At 72.9% G+C, this 24,296-nt stretch carries 17 protein-coding genes and 2 pseudogenes; 8 read left to right on the top strand and 11 right to left on the bottom strand.

Annotated elements, in window-relative coordinates; genetic code table 11:
* Positions 1–25 precede the first annotated feature (25 nt).
* The gene (locus ABD207_RS11525; protein WP_344012207.1) at positions 26–1,354 is read right to left on the bottom strand and encodes a hypothetical protein; all 1,329 of its coding nucleotides are present in this window, start codon (positions 1,352–1,354) and stop codon (positions 26–28) included.
* 234 nt (positions 1,355–1,588) lie between these two features.
* On the opposite strand from ABD207_RS11525, the gene ABD207_RS11520 reads away from it, so the two are divergent.
* Positions 1,589–3,496, top strand: a complete 1,908-nt coding sequence (locus tag ABD207_RS11520; RefSeq protein WP_344012206.1) for a hypothetical protein — start codon at positions 1,589–1,591, stop codon at positions 3,494–3,496.
* Positions 3,497–3,570: 74 nt separating this feature from the next.
* On the opposite strand, the gene ABD207_RS11515 is transcribed toward ABD207_RS11520, so the two are convergent.
* Together ABD207_RS11515 and ABD207_RS11510 are read right to left on the bottom strand one after the other, a co-directional pair.
* Positions 3,571–5,034 carry an NCS2 family permease gene (locus ABD207_RS11515; RefSeq protein WP_344012205.1) on the bottom strand — a complete coding sequence of 488 codons (1,464 nt, stop codon included), beginning with the start codon at positions 5,032–5,034 and terminating at the stop codon, positions 3,571–3,573.
* A 506-nt stretch (positions 5,035–5,540) separates the two neighbouring features.
* Positions 5,541–5,782 (bottom strand): annotated as a pseudogene (locus ABD207_RS11510) (FAD binding domain-containing protein); the annotation flags it as partial.
* A gap of 382 nt (positions 5,783–6,164) precedes the next feature.
* Here ABD207_RS11510 and ABD207_RS11505 point away from each other — a divergent pair.
* Together ABD207_RS11505 and ABD207_RS11500 are read left to right on the top strand one after the other, a co-directional pair.
* Positions 6,165–7,838 (top strand): PucR family transcriptional regulator, encoded by a 1,674-nt coding sequence (locus ABD207_RS11505; RefSeq protein ID WP_344012203.1) that lies wholly within the window; start codon positions 6,165–6,167, stop codon positions 7,836–7,838.
* 354 nt (positions 7,839–8,192) lie between these two features.
* On the top strand, positions 8,193–8,984 hold the full coding sequence (locus tag ABD207_RS11500; RefSeq protein WP_344012201.1) for a hypothetical protein: 792 nt from the start codon (positions 8,193–8,195) through the stop codon (positions 8,982–8,984).
* Between the two features lie 155 nt (positions 8,985–9,139).
* Here the strand turns inward: ABD207_RS11500 and ABD207_RS11495 are convergent, their stop codons facing one another.
* Entirely contained in the window at positions 9,140–9,979 is an 840-nt protein-coding gene (locus ABD207_RS11495; protein ID WP_344012200.1) for a GntR family transcriptional regulator, read from the bottom strand.
* Between the two features lie 210 nt (positions 9,980–10,189).
* Here ABD207_RS11495 and ABD207_RS11490 point away from each other — a divergent pair, with 210 nt between their 5' ends.
* Both ABD207_RS11490 and ABD207_RS11485 read left to right on the top strand, forming a co-directional pair.
* Complete coding sequence (locus ABD207_RS11490; protein ID WP_344012199.1) at positions 10,190–11,038, top strand: (2Fe-2S)-binding protein; 849 nt, start codon at positions 10,190–10,192, stop codon at positions 11,036–11,038.
* Between the two features lie 242 nt (positions 11,039–11,280).
* A complete protein-coding gene (locus ABD207_RS11485) occupies positions 11,281–12,327 on the top strand; it encodes a DUF2637 domain-containing protein (RefSeq protein WP_344012198.1) in 1,047 nt (348 codons plus the stop codon).
* Positions 12,328–12,474: 147 nt separating this feature from the next.
* On the opposite strand, the gene ABD207_RS11480 is transcribed toward ABD207_RS11485, so the two are convergent.
* Together ABD207_RS11480 and ABD207_RS11475 are read right to left on the bottom strand one after the other, a co-directional pair.
* Entirely contained in the window at positions 12,475–12,900 is a 426-nt protein-coding gene (locus tag ABD207_RS11480; RefSeq protein ID WP_344012196.1) for an ATP-binding protein, read from the bottom strand.
* 297 nt (positions 12,901–13,197) lie between these two features.
* Positions 13,198–13,827 (bottom strand): hypothetical protein, encoded by a 630-nt coding sequence (locus ABD207_RS11475; RefSeq protein WP_344012195.1) that lies wholly within the window; start codon positions 13,825–13,827, stop codon positions 13,198–13,200.
* A gap of 313 nt (positions 13,828–14,140) precedes the next feature.
* On the opposite strand from ABD207_RS11475, the gene ABD207_RS11470 reads away from it, so the two are divergent.
* Positions 14,141–15,781, top strand: coding sequence for a helix-turn-helix domain-containing protein (locus ABD207_RS11470; protein WP_344012193.1), 1,641 nt, complete (start codon positions 14,141–14,143; stop codon positions 15,779–15,781).
* Between the two features lie 71 nt (positions 15,782–15,852).
* Here ABD207_RS11470 and ABD207_RS11465 read toward each other — a convergent pair whose 3' ends face one another.
* Together ABD207_RS11465 and ABD207_RS11460 are read right to left on the bottom strand one after the other, a co-directional pair.
* Entirely contained in the window at positions 15,853–17,595 is a 1,743-nt protein-coding gene (locus tag ABD207_RS11465; RefSeq protein WP_344012191.1) for a pyruvate dehydrogenase, read from the bottom strand.
* 28 nt (positions 17,596–17,623) lie between these two features.
* On the bottom strand, positions 17,624–19,300 hold the full coding sequence (locus ABD207_RS11460; protein WP_344012189.1) for a protein phosphatase 2C domain-containing protein: 1,677 nt from the start codon (positions 19,298–19,300) through the stop codon (positions 17,624–17,626).
* Between the two features lie 153 nt (positions 19,301–19,453).
* Here ABD207_RS11460 and ABD207_RS11455 point away from each other — a divergent pair, with 153 nt between their 5' ends.
* Positions 19,454–19,936, top strand: a complete 483-nt coding sequence (locus ABD207_RS11455) for a DUF456 domain-containing protein (RefSeq protein ID WP_344012188.1) — start codon at positions 19,454–19,456, stop codon at positions 19,934–19,936.
* 42 nt (positions 19,937–19,978) lie between these two features.
* Here ABD207_RS11455 and ABD207_RS11450 read toward each other — a convergent pair whose 3' ends face one another.
* From ABD207_RS11450 to rsgA, 3 genes and pseudogenes are all read right to left on the bottom strand, one after another.
* Positions 19,979–20,473 carry a methylated-DNA--[protein]-cysteine S-methyltransferase gene (locus tag ABD207_RS11450; protein ID WP_344012186.1) on the bottom strand — a complete coding sequence of 165 codons (495 nt, stop codon included), beginning with the start codon at positions 20,471–20,473 and terminating at the stop codon, positions 19,979–19,981.
* Between the two features lie 386 nt (positions 20,474–20,859).
* Positions 20,860–22,320: pseudogene (locus tag ABD207_RS11445) on the bottom strand (DNA-3-methyladenine glycosylase 2 family protein); the annotation flags it as partial.
* A gap of 66 nt (positions 22,321–22,386) precedes the next feature.
* Positions 22,387–23,541: a ribosome small subunit-dependent GTPase A gene (gene rsgA / locus ABD207_RS11440; protein ID WP_344012184.1), complete on the bottom strand. Its 1,155-nt coding sequence runs from the start codon at positions 23,539–23,541 to the stop codon at positions 22,387–22,389.
* A gap of 579 nt (positions 23,542–24,120) precedes the next feature.
* On the opposite strand from rsgA, the gene ABD207_RS11435 reads away from it, so the two are divergent.
* Positions 24,121–24,252, top strand: a complete 132-nt coding sequence (locus tag ABD207_RS11435) for a hypothetical protein (RefSeq protein ID WP_344012182.1) — start codon at positions 24,121–24,123, stop codon at positions 24,250–24,252.
* Positions 24,253–24,296 lie beyond the last annotated feature (44 nt).

Genomic DNA, 24,296 nt, shown 5'->3' with positions numbered 1-24,296 from the left:
TCTGTGGTGGCTTGTGCGCGAAAGGTCAGCCCCGGCCCAGCACCCTGCGCGCGCCGGCGATGACGGCCGTGGCCAGGACCCAGCCGGAGACGACCAGGAGGAGGGCGACGGCCTTGCTCGGGCCCGTCGGGTCCCAGGCGCCGCGGTGACCGAGGCTCGCGACGGGGATGAGCAGGTCGAGGCTGTAGAGGACGGGGTCCCAGGCGCGTCTGGAGTCGCCGCCGACCGGGCGGGGCGGATGGGAGGCGAACCAGGCGGAGCCCAGGGCGACGAGGGACAGCAGCCACAGCAGCGCCCGCCGGGGCGCGTAGCCGTAGCCGAAGAGCACGTCCTGCACCAGGCCCCAGATCCGGCCGGTGAGGCGGTCGTTGCGGCTGAGGTGGCGCTCCTTGGCGTGCCGTACGGCGCGGGCCGAGCGTTCGTCGCCCCCGCTCTCGTACGATCTCGCGAGCTGCTCGAAGGCGCGGGCGCCGGCCCGGGGGTCGCGGGTGAGCCAGGCGACGCGGGCGCGGAGGCCGACGGGCCGCTCGGTCTCCAGCCGCTGGTAGGTGAAGCCCTCCAGGGAGAGGGCGCCGGGGGCGGGCCAGGTGGCCTCGGAGTCCACCAGGACGTCGACGGCGGCGTCCTGCAGCACCACCTTGCCGGCGGGCGGTTCGCGCAGGTCCAGTCTCAGCCGCGGGACGCGGAGCCGGCCGCACAGCAGGGAGCCGGCGGGCGCGGCCAGGACGGCGTCGTGGAAGGTGACCACCCCGGCGACCTCGGCCGCGCGCAGCAGCACCTGGCCGGTGCTGCGGAAGCCCCAGTCGGCGTAGAAGCCGGTGCAGACGATGCCGGTGGCGTCGATGCCGCCCACGTCGGCGGCGTGCAGGTTGACGGCGTGGGTGACGCGGGCGTCGCGCAGGTAGAGGGCGCCGTTGGCCATCAGGCCGCGGCCGTGGAGCGAGCCCTCCACGGTGAGGCGGGGCGCGAGCAGGGACCAGGGGCTGTCGTCGGCGACGGTGAGCCCTTCGACGACGAGGTTGCCCGCGATGTGCGCGTCGGTCAGGCGTACGGCGGCGGTGGCCGAGTCCTCGTACAGGCGCCGCGGTGCGCGTCGCCCGGTGCGGGAGTCGGTCGGGTCGGCCATCGGACGGGGGTCGCCGGTGCCGTCGCCCACTCTCGTGCCGGCCAGGCGGAGTTCGCCGTCGACGGTGAGGCGGTCGGCCCGCAGGCCGGGGAGGGTGGAGCCGGAGAGGTCCAGCGAGGGGACGGTGAGTCCGGTCAGGTCGACCGGTTCCTCGAACACGCAGTTGACGAGGGAGAGCGCGGTGGCAATGCGGCGGCGGTCCAGACGCAGCGCGCCCGTGATTCGCAACCCCTCGTAGCGTTGGACCGGTTGCCCGTCGTCCGTGCCGCGTTCCGTGATGAGGTCGCACAGCGTTCCGGCGTCGATCTCGCCGGAGCGGAGCGCACGGCGCGTGCGCCGACTTCCCCCGAGCCGTGCCACGTTGATCCCCCTCTGCCGTCCCAACGGAATGGAATATCACATCCGCGGGCCGGCGCCCGACACAGATCCGGACCATGCAGGCACTCCGGTCATACTGGGTTCATGGAACGTTTCCCGTCCCAGTCCCCCCACGTCTTACGAATCTTCGGCATGCCCGAGGTGGACCGGGCCCTCGCCGAATGGCTGGACGCCAACGAACTCGAGCTGGTGCACCCGGAGCTGCTGGAGACCGGGCAGAGCGGCGGCAAGCTGGTGTCGGCCTTCCTCCGGGAGCTGGACCAGGAGCAGACCGGGGGCATGCGCATCATCAAGCTGGTGGCTCCCTCTCCTGACGCACAGGCCGAACCGCGGAACCACAAGGCCGCGCTGCGCAGCCGTTCCTCCGGCAACGCGTCCTTCGTCGACCGGCACCTGGTCGGACTGGCGGGCAGGCACTGGAGACTGGGCGAGTACTGGGTCATGTTCCAGGAGCCCGCCGGGGACGGGAAGGACCCGACGGTCACGCTCGCCGCGCTCGGCCGCAGCGCACGCCTGCCCGGACTGGCGGCCCAGATCGTCAAGGGGCTGCTGAGCGGCTGGAATCCCGGAGATCCGGAGATCGACCAGGGCCTGACGGCCGCCGCCTTCGTGCGGGAGCTCCTCGGTGCGCGCTGCAAGGACGACAGCCCGCTGCACACCTGGGTCAGGAGTCACTTCGGTGACGGGGTGCACGACTGCGTCTGGTTCGCGGCGGAGGGCCAGGGCCCCGTGCTGCCCAATCCCCTGGCGCTGGGCGACGGTTCACCGCTCGTCCGGCTGCCGGTCAAGTTCGCCGCCCGGGGAAGGGGCCACGGGGACCTGCATCCGGGCAACATCATGGTGCCGGTGCGCGACGACGCCCCGGAGGACGACTACTGGCTCATCGACCTGTCCCGGTTCAGCGAGGGTGCGCTGCTGGCCCGTGACCCCGTGCACCTGCTGCTGTGCCTGATCGCCGACCATTACCTGCCTCATCTGTCCGAGGAGGCCCGCGCCGAACTGCTGGGCGCGCTCACCGGCACCGGCGCGGAGCCGGAGTCCCGGTGCGACGGGCTGCTGATTCCGCAGGGGCTGGCCGAGCTGGTCGTCCGGGTGCGCACGGAGCTGACCGGGTGGGCTGCCACCCGGCGTGTCACCCAGGCGTGGCGTGCTCAGTGGTTCTTGGCGCTGCAGGCGTGTGCCTTGATGTTCACCGCGCGCGAGCGGTACCCGGACCGCGACCGCTCGTGGTTCTTCCGGCTCGCGGCGCACGCGTGCGGGGCGTACGTGGATCTCGCGGGTGGGGAGCGTCCCGGATCCCCCGAAGTGGTGATCCCGGACGGGCCAGAAGGGGGTGCGCGGGAGGAGACCGCCCGTCCCGGTGTCGCGCCGTCCAAGGCCCCGGTGGTCTCGCCGCGGACCGAGGCCGGCAGATGGGTGCCTGTCCCGGACAGTGACGGCAGTCGTGCACCGGCCGGCAGTCCGGCGTTCGTTCAGGCCGGCGGTCGGCAACCCGTTCCGTCCGGCGCTCGAGGACGGGTCGCCGTCGTACTGCACGAGATCTGGAGCACGTTCGAGCGGCCCACGCAGCACGTGTCCGGCACGGGGTTCGGCGAACTCAAGGCGGACGTGGTGCTGTTCGTCCAGCGCAGGGCCGGTCAGTTCCGGACGGAGCTGACCCGGGCCCAGATGCCGTCGGCCTCGTCGACGGCGCTCGGCGAGGTGACGGCGGCCGGCGAGGTGACCGCGGCCGGCGAGGTCGGGCTGGGCCGCGTCAAGGATCTGCTGCTCGACGTGGCGACCGCGGCGAAGCCGCTGCACCAGTTCCTGGTCAACCCGGTGCTGCGCATGCAGACGCTGGCGGCCCGGCAGACCCCGCGGCACCAGGACGATCTGACCAACGCGCTCACCCTGCTGCTCGACGAGGTCCGCCGGGCCGTCGTCGCCCTGTCCTCGCCGTCCTCGCCGTCCTCGCCGTCCTCGCCGTCCTCCTCGTCCTCCTCGTCCTCCTGACGTTCGTGCCACCGCCGCCGCCTCCCCTAGGGGCGGCAGCGGTGGGCACGGGGGACGGCGGGCCGGCCGGTCGGTCAGTGGACGCCGAGCCAGCCCTCGATGGGGTTGAGCGCGAAGTAGATCAGGAAGATCGCGGTGAGTCCCCACATGAACGCACCGATCTCCCGCGCCTTGCCCTGGGCGACCTTGATGGCGACGTAGGAGATGACGCCCGCGGCCACGCCCGTGGTGATGGTGTAGGTGAACGGCATCAGGACGACCGTGAGGAAGACCGGGATGGCCGTGGCGCGGTCGGCCCAGTCGACGTGCCGGGCGTTCATCATCATCATGGCGCCGATCACCACCAGCGCCGCCGCGGCGACCTCGCCCGGCACGATCGCCGTGAGCGGGGTGAAGAACAGGCAGGCGGCGAAGAAGAGTCCGGTGACCACGGAGGACAGGCCGGTCCGGGCGCCCTCACCGACGCCGGTCGCCGACTCGATGAAGACGGTCTGGCCGGAGGCGCCCGAGATGCCGCCGATCGCGCCGCCGGCGCCGTCGATGAACAGCGCCTTGGACAGGCCCGGCATGCGGCCCTTGTCGTCGGCGAGTCTGGCCTCGGTGCCGACGCCGATGATCGTGGCCATGGCGTCGAAGAACCCGGCGAGGACCAGGGTGAAGACGATCATGCCGACGGTCATCGCGCCGACCTCGCCCCAGCCGCCGAGCTCCACCTGGCCGAAGATCGAGAAGTCGGGCATGGAGACGGCGCTGCCGTGGAGTTCGGGCGCTCCGCTGGCCCACTGCTTGGGGCTGATGACGCCGAAGGCGTTGAGGGCGACGGCGAGGATGGTGCCGCCGACGATGCCGATCAGGATGGCGCCGGGGACGCCGCGGGCCTGGAGCATGAAGATGGCGAGGAGGGTCACGGCGAACAGCAGCACCGGCCAGCCGGCGAGTTCGCCGTTGGGGCCGAGCACGACGGGGCCGCCGCCGGGGGCCGGGTTCTCGTGCACGAAGCCGGCCTTCACCAGGCCGATCAGGGCGATGAACAGTCCGATGCCCATGGTGATGCCGTGCTTGAGGGCGAGCGGTATCGCGTTCATGATCATCTCGCGCAGGCCGGTGACGACCAGCAGCATGATGACCACGCCGTACATCACGCACATGCCCATGGCCTGCGGCCAGGTCATCTGGGGCGCGACCTGGCCGGCGAGCACTCCGGAGACGGACAGGCCGGCGGCGAGGGCGAGCGGCACCTTGCCGATGAATCCCATCAGCAGGGTGGTCAGGGCGGCGGCGAACGCGGTGGCCGTGATCACCGCGGTCTGTTCGAGGGTGTTGCCCGCGGCGTCCTCGCCGGACAGGATCAGCGGGTTGAGCAGGAGGATGTAGGCCATCGCCATGAAGGTGGTGATGCCGCCGCGCACTTCACGCGCGACCGTCGATCCTCTGTGCGTGATGTGGAAGTACCGGTCGAGCCAGGACCGTCCGGCCGCGACGCGGGTTCCCGCGCCCGCGTCCTCGGCGGTCCTGGGCTCCACGGACTGCTGGGTCATGGTGCCATCTCCCAAGGTTCATAGGGGCACCCGGCACTGCGCCGTGCCGGGATTTGGGAGGTGCCAGACCCGGGGGACGGCCCGGTACTGCACCTGTGTGTGAGGAACTGTGCGGAACCGGCGCCGGTGACCGTGCGTGCGGCTTGCGGCGCCGGGGTGCCGGTGCGTCCGTCCGCTGTCCTGGGGGTCTCCCAGGCCGTCCCGGGCCGTCGAGGGTCCGGGAGCGGCGCGGCCGGCCGCATCGGCGGCGGTGTCGAGAGGCTCTACACCGTGCCTGTGAGGTGTTCCGGTCGTACCGGAGCCCTGCTCGGCTCCGGGCCCGTGGCGTCGCGGGTGGCGGCCGGGATCGCCGGAGTCGAGGACAGGGTGGGGGCCTCGCCGGCGCCGCGCGGTCCGTGCGGGGCGTGGTCGTCGGCGAACTCTCCGGTGACCTCGTGGACGCCGTCGGGGTGGAGGGTGGACCCGCCGATGCCGCCCTCGGCGTCCCGGGTGATCCGGGTGATCCGGGCGGGTGTGCCGGTGGCGGGCATCCCAGACCCCCTCTGGGCGGCGGGCGGCGGCCAGGCGGACCGCGTCCACGAACCCAGGGCGAGGCCGGGCAGCCCGGCCCGCTCGGGCAGCTCGGGCCGGCGGTGGCCGAAGTCGATCTCGACCATCACATCGGTCCCCCCGCGATCAGCACCGCGGCAGGGTGCCCGGCCTTGACGGCGAGCGCCTCCTCCCAGCTGGTGGGGCGAAGGAAGTCCATGACCGACTCTCTTGTTGCTCTCTCGTTGCGTCTCGGGTGGGGCGTGCAGATCGAGCCACTCCGCGTGCGGTGGGGGCCGGCTCGTTCACGTGAAGTTCACTCGGAGTGGACTCAGTACACCGCCGAGTGCCCGCACGGGTCAGTCACGGAAAGCATGAAGGAGTTGGCTGGCCAGACGGGTTATCTTGTAGATTCATATGAACGGAGGCCGCGGTAGCCTCCCACCTTCCCCCGGAAAACTGAGGACACAGTCCAGGAGACGGCCGGCACCTCTGCTCAGCCAAGGACGGGCCCTCGCCGAAGCTCCGAAGATTCCGAAGATCCGTGGAAGACCCCTCACCCTTCATCGTAAGTATCGAGACAAGGAACGGCGGCGACGAGAATGCGGCTGCGCGCACTGCTGGAGACCGACGCGCTGGGCCTGAAGCTGCTCGGCGGCGAGGAGGAACTGGACCGCACCGTGCGCGGTGTGATGACCACCGACCTCCGCGACCCCAGCCGCTACCTCTCGGGCGGGGAACTGGTGCTCACGGGCCTCGCCTGGCGCCGTGACGCCGCGGACTCCGAGCCGTTCGTCCGCATCCTGGTGCAGTCCGGGGTGGCGGCGCTGGCGGCGGGCGAGGCGGAGCTCAACGAGATCCCGGACGACCTGGTGGTGGCCTGCGCCCGGCACCGGCTGCCGCTGTTCGCGGTACACGAGTCGGTGGCGTTCGCGACGATCACCGAGCACGTGGTGCGGCAGGTGTCCGGCGAGCGGGCCGGGGACCTGGCGGCCGTGGTGGACCGGCACCGGCGGATGATGACCTCCGGCCCCGCGGGCGGCGGCCCCGACGTCGTGCTCGACCTGCTCCGCTCCGACCTGGACCTGCGGGCCTGGGTGCTGTCGCCGACCGGGCGGCTGATCGCCGGCGCCAAGGAGGGCGGCCCGGCACTGCCCCCGGAGGTGTGCGCTCGGCTGGCGACGGAGCAGCTGGCGGCCGCCCGCACCGGGCGGCGCGGACCGCACCGGGTCACCCTCGGGCACACCACGTACAGCCTGTTCCCGGTGCGCAGCACCGGACGCGACCCGCAGCCCGCCCGGGACGTGCGCGAGACGCTCCTGTCGGACTGGCTGCTGGCGGTCGAGGCGGACGCCGGGGAGTGGGCCGAGGAGCGCCTGGACCTGCTGCACGGGGTCACCCAGCTGATCGCGGTGGAGCGCGACCGCCGGGACGCCGCCCGCACGGTGCGGCGGCGGCTGGCGCAGGAGGTGCTGGAGCTGGTGCAGACGGGCGCGGTACCGGCCGAGATCGCCGCCCGGTTGCGGGTGGCGGCGCCCGTGCTGCTGCCCGGTCTCGGCGCCGCACCCCGCTGGCAGGTGGTCGTGGCCCGCGTGGAGTGGGACGACGCGGAGCTGGAGAGCGGACCGGTCGCCCAGGCGCTGCTCGAGGAGATCCTGGTCGACCCGGAGGCCACCGGGCCCGAGCCCTCCGACCGGATCGCGGTCGCGAACAACGGCGAGGAGGCGATCGCCCTGGTCCCGCTGCCCGCGGTGACCAGCGAGCAGGACGGTACGGAGCAGGGCATGCCGGCGGAGGTGCTGCTCGAGGCCGTGCAGGGCCCCCTGTCGGCCGGCCTCGACGGCGACGGCCGGATCACCCTCGGCGTGAGCGCCGCCGTGCACTCCGCGGAGGGGCTGCGCGGAGCGCTGGAGGAGGCGCGGCACGCACGGCGGGTGGCGGCGGCGCGCCCGGGCCGGGTCTGCGCGGCGGGCCACGAGGAGCTGGCCTCGCACGTACTGCTGCTGCCCTTCGTGCCGGACGACGTGCGCCGGGCCTTCACCGCCCGGCTGCTGGACCCGTTGCGCGAGTACGACCGGCGTCACCGCGCCGAGCTGATCTCCACGCTGGAGGCGTTCCTGGACTGCGACGGCTCCTGGACCCGGTGCGCCTCGCGGCTGCACCTGCATGTCAACACGCTGCGGTACCGGGTGGGCCGGATCGAGCAGCTGACGGGACGTGACCTGTCCCGGCTGGAGGACAAGCTGGACTTCTTCCTGGCGCTGCGGATGAGCTGAGGCGGGGGGCGGTTCCGCCTGCCACGTTTCTGCAGTCCCGCGGCGGCATCCCGTAGGCGGCCCGGAAGAGGCGGCTGAAGTGCTGACGGATGGGTCTGCAACGGCCATCTGGACGCGGGGGACATCCCGGTCAAGCCCTGCTGAGGGGGGAGTTCGCGGGGCAGGGGCGGGCCGAGGGGCGCGAGTGATCCAGCGCGCCACCCGGCCCGCTTCCGCGTTCCGGGCTCTTGCCCCACGACTTTGTGAAATCCTTCACCCACCCTCTTGGCCGAGCCACGTTGTTCGTGCTGAGATGCGGCCACCACTCAACAGCTCGATGGCGTGCTCGGGGAGGGCAACGTGGCGCATACCGCCATGTCTGGTAACGGAACGACCGCCGGTGACGATCCTCTCCAGACCGCGGTATGGCGGCTGCGCTCGCGCGCCTGCTGGGCCGACGCCGCCGCCATGATCACGCCGACCACTCCGGCCGCCGCCCTGCAGCGGGCGTCCCTGCTGGTGGAACGGTGCCTGTACACCGAGGCCGGCTGGGAGGAGGCGGAGGACGCGCTGCGCACGGCGGAGGCGGTGGCCCACACCGACGACGAGCGGGGGGCGGCCGCTTGTGAACGCGGGTACTTGGCCTATGCGGCGACCCTGTTCCAGGTCCGCGACCGGGCCGACGAGGCGCGGGCGGCACTCGGCCGGGCGGCGGCGCTGATCGCGCCCGGGGCGGCGGGGAGGGCGCTGCTGGACTTCCGGCGGGGGCTGATCGCCGAGAACCTGACGCGGTCGCCGCAGGCGGCGCGGGCGGCGTACCGCCGGGCGCATGCGGGGGCTGCGGCGCACGCGGATCCGCTGCTGCTCTCGGCCACCTGGCGGCACCTTGCGGGGCTGGCGTTGCGGGAGGGGGAGTTGGCGGAGGCGCGGCACGGGTTCGCGGAGTCGCTGCGGATCCGGGAGGAGCTCGGGTACCTGGTCGGGACGGCGCCGGCGTTGGTGTCGCTGGCGGAGACGGAGGAGGAGCCGGAGGCGTCCAGGTTGCGGGAGGAGGCGCGGCGGTTGTTCCGGCTGCTGGGGGGTGTGCCGACGTGGTTGGCGGGGCAGTTGGGACATGTGTCATCACCGGGGCGGGTGCCTCCGGCGGAGGGGGCGGCGAGCGCGTGAGGGATGGTTCCGGTGAGGACCGCGTGCGGGCGCGTGAGGGTTGCTCGCGCAGTTCCCCGCGCCCCTGAGGGAGTTGCGGCTGTGCGGGGTTGAGTCGTGCCGCAGGTTCCCCCGTCCCTGAGGGAGTTGCAGTCGGCCGGAGTTGTCAGGTGGCGTCAGCGGGCGCCGGTGAAGTGTTCTTCCACCAAGGCTCGTACGAGGCCGGCGTCGCCGGCGATCAGGGCGTCGAGCAGGGCCGTGTGTTCGTGGGCGTCGGCTATGAGGTCGGCGCGGCTGTGGGAGCCGGGGGCGGTGCCGACCAGGGGCCACTGGGCGCGGCGGTGCAGGTCCTCGGCGATGCGGACCAGCTGGTCGTTGCCGGCGAGGGACAGCACCGCGCGGTGGAAGGCCCGGTCGGTCTCCGCGTAGGTCGCCCGGCAGCCGGAGGAGGCCGCGCGGACCGTCGCCTCGGCGAGGGGCCGCAGCTGGGCCCACCGCTCGGCCGGGACGGTGCGGGCCAGCCGCAGCATCACCGGGACCTCGATGAGCGCCCGGACCTCCGCCAGCTCGGCCAGCTCCCGGCGGTCCCGCTCGACGACCCGGAAGCCCCGGTTCGGGACGACCTCGACCGCGCCCTCGAGCGCGAGCTGCTGCATGGCCTCGCGCACGGGCGTCGCGGAGACGCCGAACCGCTCGCCGAGCGCGGGCGCCGAGTAGACCTCGCCGGGCCGCAGCTCCCCGCTCACCAGCGCGGTGCGCAGCGCGGTGAGGATCTGCTCCCGGACCGAGGTGCGCTGCACCGCGGGCCGGGCGGGCCGCACCGGTGCCGGTTCGCTGTGGGTGTGCTCGCCCCGTACCGCCGTGTCGTGACCGGGTCCTGCCGTCTGCGGCGGCTCGGTCCGGCGTTCGGGCCCGCGCTGCCGGTAGGCCCGGTCCACGTCCTCGCGTCCCGGCTGGGCCGGCACCCGCGCGCGGCGTATGCCGGGCTCGGCGGAGCCCTGGGTGCCCTGCTTCACGGGGTCCTCCTGACGGCGACGGAGTAGGCAGTGGACTGGGCGGCGGACGTGTCGGTACTTCGGGTCATTACGGCGGGTTGCTGTCCGTCCGTCAAGCACCCTAAGCGACCGGCCCGCCGGTTCACATCTCACCGAGTTTGGGTAAGGTGAGCCTTACCTTGTCCGGCTCGTGCAACGACTCGGTCCCACGACATGTGAATGGGTGGCCCCATGCCTGTGCCCGGTTCGGCCGTCGCGGACGCCTATGACCGCCTGGCCGCGGCCTTCCCGGCCCTCGCCGTCACCGAGCTCCGTGCGGGCGAGGAGGCGCCGGCCGGCGGCGGCTGGGTCTCGGCGTCCGAGCTCGCCGAGGGCGGCGCGGGCCTTGAGAGGTTTCTGAGCTGGGACGACAGCCAGGTGCGGCGCGACTACGGTGTCCGGGCCCGCCCCGACGTGGTGGCCGGCTTCGGGCTGCACCGCTACGCCTGGCCCGCCTGCCTGCTGATCACCGTGCCGTGGTTCCTGCTGCGCCGGGTGCCGCGCTACCCCGTGACGCATGTCTCCTTCGACCGCACCGCGCCCGGCCTCGCCGTCGGCCGCATGGCGGTGCGCCCGGCCGGCTTCGCCTGCCTGCCCGGCGATCCGGCCGCGGACCTGCCCGGCGCCCGCGTCGTCCCGGACGAGGACGCGCTGCGCGCCGAGGTGCGGGCGGCGGTCACCGAGCACCTCGAACCCGTCCTGACCGGTTTCGGGCCCCGGATGCGGCGGCGCGGCCGGGCCCTGTGGGGCATGGCGACCGACGAGGTCGTGGAGAGCCTGTGGTACGTGGCCCAGCTGCTCGGCGAGGAGGAGCGGGCGAGGCACGAACTGGAGCTGCTGCTGCCGGGCACGACCAAGCCGTACGTGGGTGCCGCGGCCTTCCGCCCCACGACCGGTCCGGCGGGTGAGCCCGCGCACACCCGCGACCGGGTCAGCTGCTGCATGTTCTACACGCTGCGCCCCGACGAGGTGTGCGCCACCTGCCCGCGCACCTGTGCGACCCAGCGGGCGCGCGGCCGGGAGCTGGCGAAGGCCGGCTGACCCTCCGGGCGGCTTCCCGCATCACCGCGCCCACCGCAACCACCCGCCGCACGAACCACTCGCACGGTCACAGTTATTCGAACGCAACTGCCGTGTTTCAAGCGGGAGTTCGAGTCCCGAGGCGTCTGGGACGGCCCCTTGCCCCTCCTTGGCGGCCTGTTGCCCCGAAACCCCCTGAGAGCTGTGGGGATTGGGCCACTATGACGGGCGTTACGCCCTATCCCAATGCAAGGGACCCCTAGATGAGACTGACCGACATATCGCTGAACTGGCTGCTTCCGGGCGCCGTGCTGCTCCTGGGCATGCTGGCGGCGGTGGCGGTGCTGGCGCGCGGCAAGCGCTCCTCGGTCAAGGACACGAGTGTGGACGACTCGTGGGAGCGCAGCGAGGAGCGCCGCAGGCGCAAGGAGGCCATCTACGGCACCGTCTCCTATGTCCTGCTGTTCTGCTGTGCGGCAGTGGCCGCGGCGCTCTCCTTCCACGGCCTGGTCGGCTTCGGTGAACAGAACCTCGGCCTGTCGGGCGGCTGGCAGTACCTCGTCCCCTTCGGCCTGGACGGAGCGGCCATGTTCTGCTCGGTGCTCGCCGTGCGCGAGGCCAGCCACGGCGACGCGGCACTCGGTTCCCGCATACTCGTATGGACGTTCGCGTTCGCGGCGGCATGGTTCAACTGGGTGCACGCGCCCCGCGGTGCCGGGCACGCGGGCGCCCCGCACTTCTTCGCGGGCATGTCGCTGTCGGCGGCGGTGCTGTTCGACCGTGCGCTGAAGCAGACCCGCCGGGCGGCCCTGCGCGAACAGGGCCTGGTGCCGCGCCCCTTGCCGCAGATCCGTATCGTGCGCTGGCTGCGGGCTCCCCGGGAGACCTACCGCGCCTGGTCGCTGATGCTGCTGGAGGGCGTGCGCAGTCTCGACGAGGCGGTCGAGGAGGTCCGCGAGGACCAGCGGCAGAAGCAGGAGGCCCGCCGGCGCAGGCGGGAGCAGGAGCGGGTGGAACGGGCCCAGCTGAAGGCCATCAGCCGCGGGCACCGTGGCTTCGTGGGGCGCGGCGGGCGTCAGCTGGAGACGGCGACCACGACCGTGGAGCGCGACGACGAGGTGGTCACGGCGGAGCCTGCCATATCCGCGCCGGAGCCCCTGCCCGTGCGCACGCGGCCCTCCCTCCAGCCGGTGCGCGGCACCACTGACGCGGTGACCGTGGATCTGACGGCGGAGGACGACACACAGGCGCTGCCGCGGCTGGACTCCCTGGAGCGCAAGCTGAAGGACCTGGAGCAGCAGTTCGGCTGACCACGTCCGCGGCGTCCGCGCACCGCGGGTTCGCGTTCCGCGTCTCTGCACGCACGCATCCCTGCTCCGTCGCGTACGGCCCTGCTCCGTCCCGTACGGCCCTGCTCCGTCGCGTACGGCCCTGCTCGGTCCCGTACGGCCCGCGTCTCAGGCGGCGTCGGCGCCGAGTTCGAACCAGACGGCCTTGCCCACGGCGTGCGGCCGTACCCCCCACTGATCGGCCAGGGACTCCAGCAGAACGAGGCCCCGGCCGTGCGTACCGTCGCCGGCGCCCGGTACGCACGGCCGGGGCTCGCGTGCCACGAAGTCCCGTACCTCCACGCGCAGTCGGCGCGGCCCGACGGTGGCCGTCAGGACCGCTTCGCGGTCGGTGTGCACCAGGGCGTTGGTGACCAGCTCGCTGGTGAGCAGCTCCGCGATCTCCGAGCGGCCGGGCCGGCCCCAGTGCCGCAGCAGCTCGCGCAGCGCCCGGCGGGACTCCGGCACCGCCCTCAAGTCGGCGCGCCCCAGTCTGCGCCGGAGCTGGGCCGCCGGGCCCCGCCTTCCGCCGGGCTGGTCCTGCCCCTTTCTCACCGAGGATCCGCCCGTGCCGGGCCTGCCCTCTCGCACCTGACTCGTCATGACCCCCCGTCCGTGTGCCGTTCGGCTCCCCCGGCGTCTCGAACACGTACACGGGAATCCATGCCCCGTCGGCAGGAGGGCACGCATGTCCGGGTGCTCACGGCCGGTTGTTGGCCGAAGTGCGACGGCCACCGGGCTGCGCGGGGTCGTCCTCCCGGCCCCCGTGGCGGGAGGACGGCCCCGGCTTCTCGCGGTGGTGGGGGGTGTGCGGGTCGGTGGGGCTTGTCCGCGGAGCTTGTTGACGGCGGTCTAGTAGAGCTTGTCGACGGCGGTCTTCGTCGTCTTCTTGAAGGCGGCCACCGGGGCGTCCCCGAAGTCGCCCATCTGGCCCCAGCCGACGATCGTCACGGTCCGTCCGTCCCGGCCGACGGACAGCAGGTTGATGTCCATGGCGCCGTAGGAGCTCTTCGTCTGCAGGCCGTAGACCTTGGCGCCCTCCTCGACCTTCAGCGCGCCGTAGTAGCGGCCCTCGGCCTCGATGTCCGGGTACTGCCGCTCCAGCCGGTCCGCGCAGGTGCGGATCTCCTTGGCCAGGCGGTCGGCCAGCGCCTTGCCCTTGGCGGCCGAGCCGGTGACGGTGGTGACCTGCACGGCCTGGGTGTCGAGGTCGGTGTGGAACAGGCGGTGCCGGTAGTCGTAGGCGGGCACGCCCTCGCCCAGGCAGTAGGCGAGCTGCTCGGGGAAGCCGCCGGTGACGGGGCCGGCGGTCCAGCCGGAGGACGGGTGCGGCGGCAGCTGGGACGCCGAGAGGAACCGCGGCTCCTTGCCCTTGGCCGAGGCGGCTCCGGCCGGTGCGGTGAGCGCGGTGAGCGCGGTACCGGCGGCGAGCGCCGCGACGGCAGCGGTGGCGAGAGCTCTGGCCCGGGTGCGGTTGGTCATACGTGTCCCCGTACGGAGTGAGTGGATGGATGGAAAGACCGCGGCGCGAGGTGCGGGGACCGTAGGGTCCCCGTGGTGCGCGGGCCGGGGTCACCGCGACGGCCCTGATGGTCCGTCCGGCGGCCGCCGGGGCGGTGCGGTCAGGTGCCATGAGCATCGGACGTCCCGTGCGGCCGGTGCAAGCACCGGTGGCGTTCCGGCGGGCATGGAACCATCCCAGCCCGTCTGACGTGCAGATATATGGGGTGCCTGGGATGCCGTCCCAGGCGCTGAGGCCCCGCCAACGAGTGAACGTGAGGCGACGAGAGGCAGGATGACGGTGTCGGCACAGGGCGGCGGCCAGGACGAGGTGGCCGGCTTCGCGGCGCTGCTCCGGGAGCTGAAGGAACGGACCGACCGCAGCTACGGCTCGCTGGCCCGCCGCCTCGGCATGAACACCTCCACCCTGCACCGCTATTGCGCCGGCGATGCGGTCCCCGTCGACTTCGCCCCCATCGAACGCTTCGCCGCGCTGTGCGGGGCGAGCCCCGGGGAACGCCTCGAACTCCACCGCCGCTGGCTCCAGGCCACGGCGGCCCGCCGGCGCCCCCGGGGCAACGGCAGGTCCGCGACCGCCGCTTCCGCACGTTCCGGCGGTGCCGCCACGGGCGAGGCGAGCGACCGGCAGCGCATGGACACGGAATCGAAACCGGCCGACGAGCCGGCCCACCCTGCGGCGGACACGGGCACATCGGCCACGGACCGAGCGGAGGAGGCAACGGACCGCCCGGAGCCGGCACCCGACGCCCCCTCCGAGCAGACGAGCCCCCGTCCCCCAGCAGACGCCACACCCCCCACCGGCCCCACGGACGCACCCGCACCCGACACACCGACACCCGACACCGCGAAGGACACCGGACACGTCCTGGACGGCGGTGTGGTGCGCGGCCCTGTCACCCCCTCCACCCACCGACCGTCGTCGAACGCCCCCGCATCTCCGGCCGGCACCGCTCCCGGACGACGCTGGTACCGCCGCAAGCGCACCCTCGTCGCCGCCGCCTGCGCCGTACTGGCCGCGGTGGGCAGCCTGTCCGCCCTGCCCGACTCCGGAAAGCGCTCGGCCTCCCAGGATGTCCAGGCCACGGGCGAGCCGACGACCGGCGGCGCCGCGACCGGCCCGCAGCGCGGCCAGTCGAAGTCCCCTTCGTCCCCCGCCTCCGGCTCACCCTCCAAGAACCCTTCCACCGGCCCGGACACCAAGGACGGTGAGCACGGCTCAGAGACCAAGCCCTCCTCCCGCGGTTCCAAGGACGGCGGGCCAGCCTCGAACGCACCCGGCGCGGGCGCGGCCGGCCCGCCGCTCGTCTGGACCCTCGACTCCCATGTGTGGGAGGGCGGTTGCGGGCACGACTACGTCATCGGCAAGCCACCGGCACGGGTCCCGCCGCCGCCCGCCGCGCAGGACGCCCCCGCCTGGGCGGCCGCGCAGGGAGCCGTGCACGGCGGGAAAACGCGGGTGGAGGTGTCCGTCCAGGGCAAGTCCGAGGCGGCGGTCGTGCTGACCGCGCTGCGGGTCCGTGTCGCCGGCCGCTCCAAGCCGGTGGCGGGCAACGCGTACGGCATGGACCAGGGCTGCGGTGGCGCGCTGACGCCCCGCTACTTCGACGTGGACCTCGACAAGGACCGGCCCATCGCCCGCGCGGTCGCCGGGAACGACGCGGGCACCCCGATCCCGGCCGTGCGCCTGCCCTACCGGGTCTCCTCCAAGGAGCCGGAGGTACTGCTGGTCACCGCCCGCACCGGCACCTGCGACTGCCGCTGGTATCTGGAGCTGGACTGGTCCTCCCAGGGCCGCACCGGCACCGTCCGCATCGACGACCACGGCCGCCCCTTCCGCACATCCGCCATCACCGGCCTCCCCCACTACGAGTACGACACCCTGAACCGCCGCTGGCGTCTGCGTGAGGACTCCTAAGGCCTTTCGTTTGGATCAGCCTGCGGGAATCGCCGGCGCCTTGTCAGCACCGGTGAGCGGGACGACAGGCCCTAAGGCCGAGGCACGTTGCGCAAATTGGAGCGGGCCATCTGGAGCATGCGGCCTACTCCGCCGTCGAGGACGATCTTGGAGGCGGAGAGGGCGAAGCCCGTGACCATTTCGCGGCTGATCTTGGGTGGGATGGACAGGGCGTTGGGGTCGGTGACGATGTCGACGAGGGCGGGGCCCTTGTGCTTGAACGCGGATTTCAGGGCCCCGGCGAGGTCCTTGGGCTTCTCCACCCGGAGGCCGAAGGCGCCGCAGGCCCGGGCGACGGCGGCGAAGTCCGGGTTCCTGTTTGCGGTGCCGTGGGACGGCAGCCCGGCGACCAGCATCTCCAGCTCGACCATGCTGAGGGAGGAGTTGTTGAAGAGGATCACCTTCACCGGCAGGTCGTGCTGGACGAGGGTGAGGAAGTCGCCCATGAGCATGGCGAATCCGCCGTCGCCGGACATCGACACCACCTGACGGCTCCGGTCGGTGAACTGCGCCCCGATCGCCATGGGCAGCGCGTTCGCCATCGAGCCGTGGGAGAAGGAACCGATCACCCGGCGGCGGCCGTTGGGCGAGATGTAGCGGGCTGCCCAGACGTTGCACATGCCGGTGTCGACGGTGAAGACGGCGTCGTCGTCGGCGAGTTCGTCGAGGACGTAGGCCGCGTACTCGGGGTGGATCGGCACATGCTTCTCCACCTTGCGCGTGTAGGCCTTCACCACCCCCTCCAGCGCCTCCGCGTGCTTCTTGAGCATCCGGTCGAGGAAACGCCGGTCGTCCTTGACGCGGACCCGGGGGATCAGACAGCGCAGCGTCTCCCGTACGTCGCCCCACACCGCGAGGTCCAGGCGTGAGCGGCGGCCCAGGTTCTCGGGCCGGATGTCGACCTGGACGATCGGGATGTCGTCGGGGAGGAAGGCGTTGTAGGGGAAGTCGGTGCCGAGGAGGATCAGCAGGTCGCACTCGTGGGTGGCCTCGTAGGCGGCGCCGTATCCGAGCAGACCGCTCATTCCGACGTCGAAGGGATTGTTGTACTGGATCCACTCCTTGCCTCTGAGGGCGTGGCCCACGGGGGACTTGATGCGCTGGGCGAGTTCCATGACCTCGGCGTGTGCGCCCTTGGTGCCGCTGCCGCAGAAGAGGGTGACCTTCTCGGCCGCGTCGATCATGTCGACCAGCCGGTCGATCTCGGCGTCGCCGGGGCGGACGGTCGGCCGGCCGGGGACGAGGGCGGACGCCGCGACCTGCTCCGGTGCGGGCTGGTCGGCGATGTCGCCGGGCATGGAGACGACGGCGACGCCGGAGCGGCCGATGGCGTGCTGGATGGCGGTCTGCAGCAGACGGGGCATCTGCCGCGGGCTGGAGATCAGCTCGCAGTACTGGCTGCACTCCCGGAACAGCTGGTCGGGGTGGGTCTCCTGGAAGTAGCCGAGCCCGATCTCGCTGGACGGGATGTGGGAGGCCAGGGCGAGGACCGGCACCATGGAACGGTTGGCGTCGTACAGGCCGTTGATGAGGTGCAGATTGCCCGGCCCGCAGGAGCCCGCGCAGGCGGCGAGCCGCCCGGTGATCTGCGCCTCCGCGCCGGCGGCGAAGGCGGCGGTCTCCTCGTGCCGGACGTGGATCCAGTCGATGGCGGGGTTGCGGCGAACGGCGTCGACGACGGGGTTGAGGCTGTCGCCGACCACGCCGTACAGGCGTTTGACGCCCGCGCGGGTGAGGATGTCGACGAACTGTTCCGCGACGTTCTGTTTGGCCATGGAATCCATGAATTCACATGGCGGACGCTCACGCCTCCCAGACGGCCACAGCCGTACGGTCGTCGGCGTAACCCTTGACCCGCACCTGGGTGTCGGCCAGGAACGCGGCGAGCCCGGGCGGTTCGGGACGGGACCACCGGCCGGCCAGGTGGGCGCGCAGTTCCTCCTCGCCGCGCAGGGGTTCGGCGAACCCGGGGCCGCACATCAGCAGGGTGTCACCCGGGCGGGCTATCGAGGTGCGGAAGCGGAAGGGCTCCCGCGGTGGTTCGGGGGCCGGTTCGTAGGACGGGCCCGGGGGTGTCGGGATGCCGAGGTCCATGGTGAGACGGTCGCCCTCGGCGGTCTCGGAGGGCGGCGAGCCGAAACCGGCCACGGGCTCGCCCTTGACCTCGCTGACCTGCGGTTCGATGTCCTGCCAGATCCCGTCCCGGAGCCGGAACAGCCCGCCGGGCCCGACGCCGAAGAAGACCCGGGTGCGGCAGTCGGGGTCGGCGGGCAGGAGCAGGCAGCGCAGGGTCGCCGCGTACTCCTCCGGTTCGAGCCCCTGTTCGGCGGCGCCGGCGCGGAGCCGGCCGAGGCTGCGGTCGGTGAGCCGTTGCAGCCCGGACTTCAGGTCGCCGCGCCGGGCGGCTCTTATGTCCTCGACGAGCCGGGGGTGACTGCGGCCCACGGCCCTGCCGATCCACCGGCAGGCCTCGGCGGCTGCGCGATGCGCGAGCGGCGCGGTCCGGGCACCGGTCGCGACGGCGACGAGCAGCAGCGCGTGCTCGCCGTTGCCGTAACGGGCGGTGAGCAGGGCGTCCCGGCGCTGCTCCCCCCGGTACCGGGCGGAATCCCCGCGCACGGAAGCCGCCCGTAAGGTGCAGGCCCCGTACCGGGCGCCGTCCAGAACGGTGTCCGGTACGAGATCGTCCAGCCGCTCGGGATCGGCGGCGGGCAGCGCGGTGGGCTCGGGGTCGTAGGTGGGCGGCCGGGAACCGACGTAGGCGCGGGCGGGGGGTGGCGCCGGCGCCGCGCCTGGGGGCTGGGCGTCGTGGGGGTCGGTGCGCGGGTCGGGGTCGGTACGAGGGGACGTTCGGGGGTCGGTGTCGGTACGAGGGGGCGTTCGGGGGTCGGTGCCGGGTTCGGTGCCGGAGGGGGCAGGGTGGGGTGAGGGCTGCGGTGCCTCGGTGGGCGGTGACGGGGGCGGCGCCTGGACGGGCGGGGCGTCGGTCGTGTCGGCCGGATCGACGGGTTCGGTCGTGTCGGCCGCGTCAGCCGTCTCGGCCGTGTCGTGGGGCAACGCCTGGGCCTGCTCACCGGCTGACGAAGCATCGCGGGGCGGGCCGTCGGACGGAGCGTCCGGCGGGGTGGAACCCGGTGGTGCGTCGGCCGGTGCTGCCGGGGGCGCCGGGTCGGAAAAGCCGGAGGAGGGAGGCGCAGGGGGCGCGGAGGTGAGAGGGACGGTGGGGTGGGTGGTGGTGGAGGTGGAGGACGGGGGTTCCCAGGGGGTGCGCGGCGGGGGCAGCGGTGGCGTGCCCTGCGGAGGCGACGGGGCCGCGTCCTGCGGGGGCGGGGGGCCGTTCAGGGTCACCCTCGCCGAGGCGAAGCGGTCGTCCAGGGAGTCGGGGGCCGGTGTGGCGCCCGTGTCGCCCGTGGAGTCGTCGTACAGCTGCGCCCACCAGTCGTCCTCGGGGCCGGTGGGCCTTCCCCCCTGCTGGCTCATGCCCCCAATTGTCCACCGCACAGCCCTGATGAAAACGGGGCATCCGGAAAATCCCCGTCCCTCCCCCGGCCAGGGACCACACGTCGGGTGACGGCCGGTACAGCTGTTCGGCGCGGTTCTGCGCCGCCCCTCACCCTCCTGCACCCTGGACAGATGGGAGCGTGGGAACTCCTGCTGGCCGGACTGGTGATCCTTTTCGGTCTGTGCGGAGTGCTGCTGCCCGGAGTGCCGGGGTCGTGGCTGGTCTGGGCGGCGGTCATGTGGTGGGCGCTGAAGGACCCGCGGCCGGTCGCCTGGTGGGTGCTGGTGGGCGCGACGGCGGTCCTGCTGCTCTCCCAGGTGATCCGCTGGGCGCTGCCGCCCCGGCACCTGCAGCCCACCGGCGACGACGCCCGGATGATGACGTTCGCGGGGGTCGGCTCACTGGCCGGGTTCGTGCTGCTGCCGGTGGTGGGCGCGATCCCGGGGTTCCTCGCCGGTATCTACCTCTGCGAGCGGATCCGTCTGGGCCGCCACGGCGAGGCGGTGGCGTCGCTGCGCACCACGATGCGGGCGGGCGGCTGGAGCGTGCTGACGGAGCTGTTCACCTGCCAGCTGATCACCGCGGCCTGGCTGGGCGCGGTCTTCTGGGGCTGACGGCGGTGAGGCGGTAGCGGGGGCGGGGGCGGGGATCCGCTCTCAGACCGCCCCCTGCAGCACCCCCTCGTGCGTCAGCAGCCGCACCTTGTTCTCCAGGCCGCCCGCGTACCCGGTGAGGGAGCCGTCGGCGCCGATCACGCGATGGCAGGGGCGGACGATCAGCAGCGGGTTCGCCCCGATCGCACCGCCGACCGCCCGCACCGCGGCCCTCGGGGCGCCGACCCGCGCCGCGATCTCGCCGTAGGAGGTGGTGGCCCCGTAGGGGATGGCGTCGAGGGCGGCCCAGACCTTCTCCCGGAAGGGCGTACCGGTGGTGCGCAGCGGCAGCCGGAACTCCTTCAGGTCGCCGGCGAAGTAGGCGCCGAGCTGCTCCTCGGCCTCGCGGAAGGGGCCGGAGTCCAGCCGCCCGCCGGGCGGGACGGCCGGGGCGTTCCTCTGCCCGGGCAGGGAGAGCGAGGTCAGCTCGCCGTCGGGGCCGGCGGTGAGGAGAAGCGGCCCGAGGGGGCTGTCGAGGGTCGTCCAGTAGGTGCTCATCAGTGCTCCGGTTCGGTGGTCACGAGGTCGGTGGTCACGAGGTCGGTGGCAGCGAGGTCAGTGGTCACGAGGTCGGTGGCAGCGAGGTCAGTGGTCACGAGGTCGGTGGTCACGAGGTCGGTGGTCGCGAGGTCAGTAGTCACGAGGTCGGCGGTCGCGAGGTCAGTAGTCACGAGGTCGGCGGTCGCGAGGTCAGTAGTCACGAGGTCGGTGGTCGCGAGGTCGGCGGTCGCGAGGTCAGTGGTCACGAGGTCGGTGGTCGCGAGGTCAGTGGTCACGAGGTCAGTGGTCACGAGGTCAGTGGTCACGAGGTCAGTGGTCGCGAGGTCGGTGGTCGCGTGTTCGGTGGCCCTGCGATCGGCCGCCGCGGGCTCGGTGGCTGCGGGCTCGGCTGCCGCGCGCAGGTGGCAGAAGGCGTAGGAGCGCCAGGGGCGCCAGCGGTCGGGGACGTCGGGGGCGTCCCGGCCGGGGGGCGCCACATCGGGGTCGCCGAGGGCGCGCATGCGGATCTCGGCGATGGTGGGGCCGTCCATGCCGGGCAGGGCGCGCAGGGCGGCCTCGGCGGCATCCCGGTCGGCGCCCGGGTCGAGGCGCAGGGTGCCGTCGGCGAGGGCGGCGGTGAGCGCGCCCAGGGGGCCGTCCGGTTCCGCGCCGGCCAGGACGGCGGGCTCGGGGAACAGGTGGGTGAGGCCGCCGCAGGGGGCGTCCAGCGCCTTGCCGTACCGCTGGACCAGCCGTGCGGCCTCCTCGCGGCCCACCAGCGCCCGTACGGCCAGTTCCTCCGGGTCGGCGGCACCGGGTGAGCGCAGGCCGGGCCGGGCGGCGACCAGCGGGGCGAGGTCGGGGTCGGCGCCGAGGCGTTCGTCGACGGCGTACGGGTCGGCGTCCAGGTCGAACAGGCGGCGCAGGCGCTGCACGGCCGTGGTGAGGTCGCGCGGGTCCGTGAGGTGGATGCGGGCCTCGAGCCAGCCGCCGGGCCGGGAGCCGGACGGTGCACGTCCCTTCCGGCCCGCCTCGCCGGGCTCCTCGACTGCGGCGATGCCGGTGCCGTAGGGCAGGCGCAGCGTACGCCGGTAGGTGCGGGCACCCCGCTGGCCGCTCACCTCCTCGACGCCGGGTACGGCCTCCCGTTCCAGCAGGTCGAAGACGGGACCGGCGCGGTAGGGGCCGCGGTGGGCGAGGCGCAGCGGAACACCGGCGTCGGGAGCCGCCCGGCGCGTCGTGCGGCCGGGGCTTCTGGGCGCGGCGGCGCGCAGTTCGCTGGGCGTGGCCGCGTAGACGGCCCGGATGGTGTCGTTGAACTGCCGCACGCTGGCGAATCCGGCGGCGAAGGCGATCTCGGTGATCGGCAGGCCGGTGGTCTGCAGCAGGACCCGCGCGGTGTGCGCGCGCTGCGCCCGTGCCAGCGCGACCGGCCCCGCGCCCAGCTCGGCAGTGAGCTGCCGCTGCACCTGGCGGGGGCTGTAGCCGAGCCGCGCGGCGAGTCCGGCGACGCCCTCGCGGTCCACCACGCCGTCGGCGATCAGCCGCATGGCGCGGCCGACGACGTCGGCGCGCACGTTCCACTCGGGGGACCCGGGCACGGCGTCCGGCCGGCACCGCCGGCAGGCCCGGAATCCGGCGCTCTGCGCGGCGGCGGCGGTCGGGAAGAAGCGCACATTGCGCCGTCGCGGGGTGACCGCGGGGCAGCTGGGCCGGCAGTAGATGCCGGTCGTCTCGACGGCGAAGAAGAACACGCCGTCGAAACGCCCGTCGCGGCTGCGTACCGCCTCGTACCTGCTGGTTTCGTCCGTCACAGGGTCCAGTCTCCGCCATGCGGGAGCCCGCGGCTGGCGGAAATCGGACATGGACGTCGCTCTCCGTCTCCCCGTCCGGGCGGCGCCGACGGTGAACGCAGGCCGGTGGACGACCGGCTATCGCCAGTGACCACCCCGCTTGAACTCCATCGCCGCCCTGGCCTGCGCGCCCTTGCGCTTCCAGTCCTTGCGGATCTCCGCCCGGAGCCGGGCGTCGGACTGGGCGACGATGCGCTGGTTCTCGCGGAGCAGCTTGCGGTAGCTCTCCAGGCGGCGGTGCGGCAGCTCGCCCTCGGCGATGGCCTCCTGGACGGCGCAGCCCGGCTCGCTCTCGTGGGCGCAGTCGTGGAAGCGGCAGCCCTCGGCGAGCTCCTCGATCTCGGCGAACACCTGGCCGACGCCGGTGGTGGCGTCGTACAGACCCACGCCGCGCAGTCCCGGTGTGTCGATGAGGACGCCGCCGCCGGGCAGAACGAGAAGGTTGCGGGTGGTCGTGGTGTGCCGGCCCTTGCCGTCCACGTCACGGACGGCCCGGACGTCCATGACCTCCTCGCCGAGCAGCGCGTTGGCGAGGGTGGACTTGCCCGCGCCGGACTGGCCGAGCAGCACGGAGGTGCCGCCGGCGGCGACCGCGGCGAGGACGTCGAGCCCCTCCCCGGTCTGGGCGCTGACGGCGAACACGGGCACGCCGGGCGCGCTGGTCTCGACGTCCTGCACCAGATGGGACCGGGTGACCGGGTCCGGCACCAGGTCGGCCTTGGTGAGGACGACCACCGGCTGCGCCCCGGACTCCCAGGAGTCCGCCGCGTTATGCAGCAGTGCCTCACCGTTCGAGCTGGACATGGCCAGAGCCAGGAACCGCTCGATCCGCGCGAGGTCGAGTTCGACCGCGAGCGACACACAGATGACGACGTGATCGATGTTAGTGGCCAGCACCTGGCCCTCGGAACGCTTCGACGACGTCGACCGTACGAAGGCGGTGCGGCGCGGCAGCAGCGTCCGCACGTACAGCGGATCGCTGCCTTCGGGATCGACGGCGACCCAGTCCCCCGTGCACACGACCTTCATCGGGTCACGCGGGACGACGAACTCGGTGTCGGCCCGGACAGTGCCGACGGGGGTGACAACGTCGCACTGGCCGCGGTCGACGCGTACGACGCGGCCGGGCAGGAGACCCTGCTCGGCGTAGGGAGCGAACTCGGCTTCCCATCCCTCGTCCCAGCCATAGGTGGCGAGAGGGTGCGACGAAACCGAAGAAGAAGAGAAAGACAAGGGGTGACCCTTCACACGGGTGGCCCCGGCACCGCGCCCACTGGCGCGGGAGAAGAGTGAGGTCAGCCGGAAACCACGAAGGTGGACTGAATGAACTTCCGGATGCGGGCAACGCCCATCGCAACGACAGCCATCGGTCACACCTCCCAGGTCACACGCAACGAACGGCGGCGGCACGAAGCAGCCACAGGAACGAACCCGACCCTAGCCACCTGGCCAGACGATGCGCCAGCGGTTTTTCAGCGCAACGCCTCGTCGTGGCGAGGTCGCGCCGCCCACAGTCGACGCGCACCACACGGCGGGGCAAGGGACCACGCTCGCCATAGGGAGTGAACGCGGCGGCCAAGTGAAGATCCCTGCTGCAAGCGCTGAGGGCAGCGGAACTGAATCTGTGAGACGAAGGGTGATGACCCTTCGCACGGGTGGCCCCGGACACCGCGCGCCCGGACGCAACGACGCCACTCCTCATCCGTACGACAGAGGTCTCCCGCCTCTGCCACTCAGCCCTAAGCACCTCTCCGTGCAGCAGCGATATCCTGACGAACCTGCCATCAGACCTGTATCTCAGGGGAGTTACTCTTGCCGCAGCTCGCCGTCGCGAACACCCTCTGGGCCGAGTACGAGCAGCTGGACAAGCCTGTGCGGGCCGGCGTCCGCAAGGCGATGGCTAAGTTCCAGACGCTGACCACGGTGGAACTGAGAGGGCGTTAAGTCCCATCTCTCTGGGTTCGTGATCGCTCGTTCGTGTGATTGGT

The organism is Streptomyces thermospinosisporus, assembly GCF_039526425.1.
Taxonomy (GTDB): domain Bacteria; phylum Actinomycetota; class Actinomycetes; order Streptomycetales; family Streptomycetaceae; genus Streptomyces; species Streptomyces thermocarboxydovorans.
Note: the sequence above shows the minus strand (reverse complement) of the source record. Positions and strands in the feature narration are given on the sequence as shown.

What these genes read in the sequence shown, in the direction of transcription:
- ABD207_RS11470 (WP_344012193.1), top strand. Translation starts at nt 14,141, where the DNA reads ATGACGGTGTCGGCACAGGGCGGCGGCCAGGACGAGGTGGCCGGCTTC.
- ABD207_RS11475 (WP_344012195.1), bottom strand. Translation starts at nt 13,827, where the DNA reads ATGACCAACCGCACCCGGGCCAGAGCTCTCGCCACCGCTGCCGTCGCG.
- ABD207_RS11485 (WP_344012198.1), top strand. Translation starts at nt 11,281, where the DNA reads ATGAGACTGACCGACATATCGCTGAACTGGCTGCTTCCGGGCGCCGTG.
- ABD207_RS11460 (WP_344012189.1), bottom strand. Translation starts at nt 19,300, where the DNA reads ATGAGCCAGCAGGGGGGAAGGCCCACCGGCCCCGAGGACGACTGGTGG.
- ABD207_RS11455 (WP_344012188.1), top strand. Translation starts at nt 19,454, where the DNA reads ATGGGAGCGTGGGAACTCCTGCTGGCCGGACTGGTGATCCTTTTCGGT.
- ABD207_RS11515 (WP_344012205.1), bottom strand. Translation starts at nt 5,034, where the DNA reads ATGACCCAGCAGTCCGTGGAGCCCAGGACCGCCGAGGACGCGGGCGCG.
- ABD207_RS11465 (WP_344012191.1), bottom strand. Translation starts at nt 17,595, where the DNA reads ATGGCCAAACAGAACGTCGCGGAACAGTTCGTCGACATCCTCACCCGC.
- ABD207_RS11505 (WP_344012203.1), top strand. Translation starts at nt 6,165, where the DNA reads ATGCGGCTGCGCGCACTGCTGGAGACCGACGCGCTGGGCCTGAAGCTG.
- ABD207_RS11450 (WP_344012186.1), bottom strand. Translation starts at nt 20,473, where the DNA reads ATGAGCACCTACTGGACGACCCTCGACAGCCCCCTCGGGCCGCTTCTC.
- ABD207_RS11490 (WP_344012199.1), top strand. Translation starts at nt 10,190, where the DNA reads ATGCCTGTGCCCGGTTCGGCCGTCGCGGACGCCTATGACCGCCTGGCC.
- ABD207_RS11520 (WP_344012206.1), top strand. Translation starts at nt 1,589, where the DNA reads ATGGAACGTTTCCCGTCCCAGTCCCCCCACGTCTTACGAATCTTCGGC.
- ABD207_RS11500 (WP_344012201.1), top strand. Translation starts at nt 8,193, where the DNA reads ATGTCTGGTAACGGAACGACCGCCGGTGACGATCCTCTCCAGACCGCG.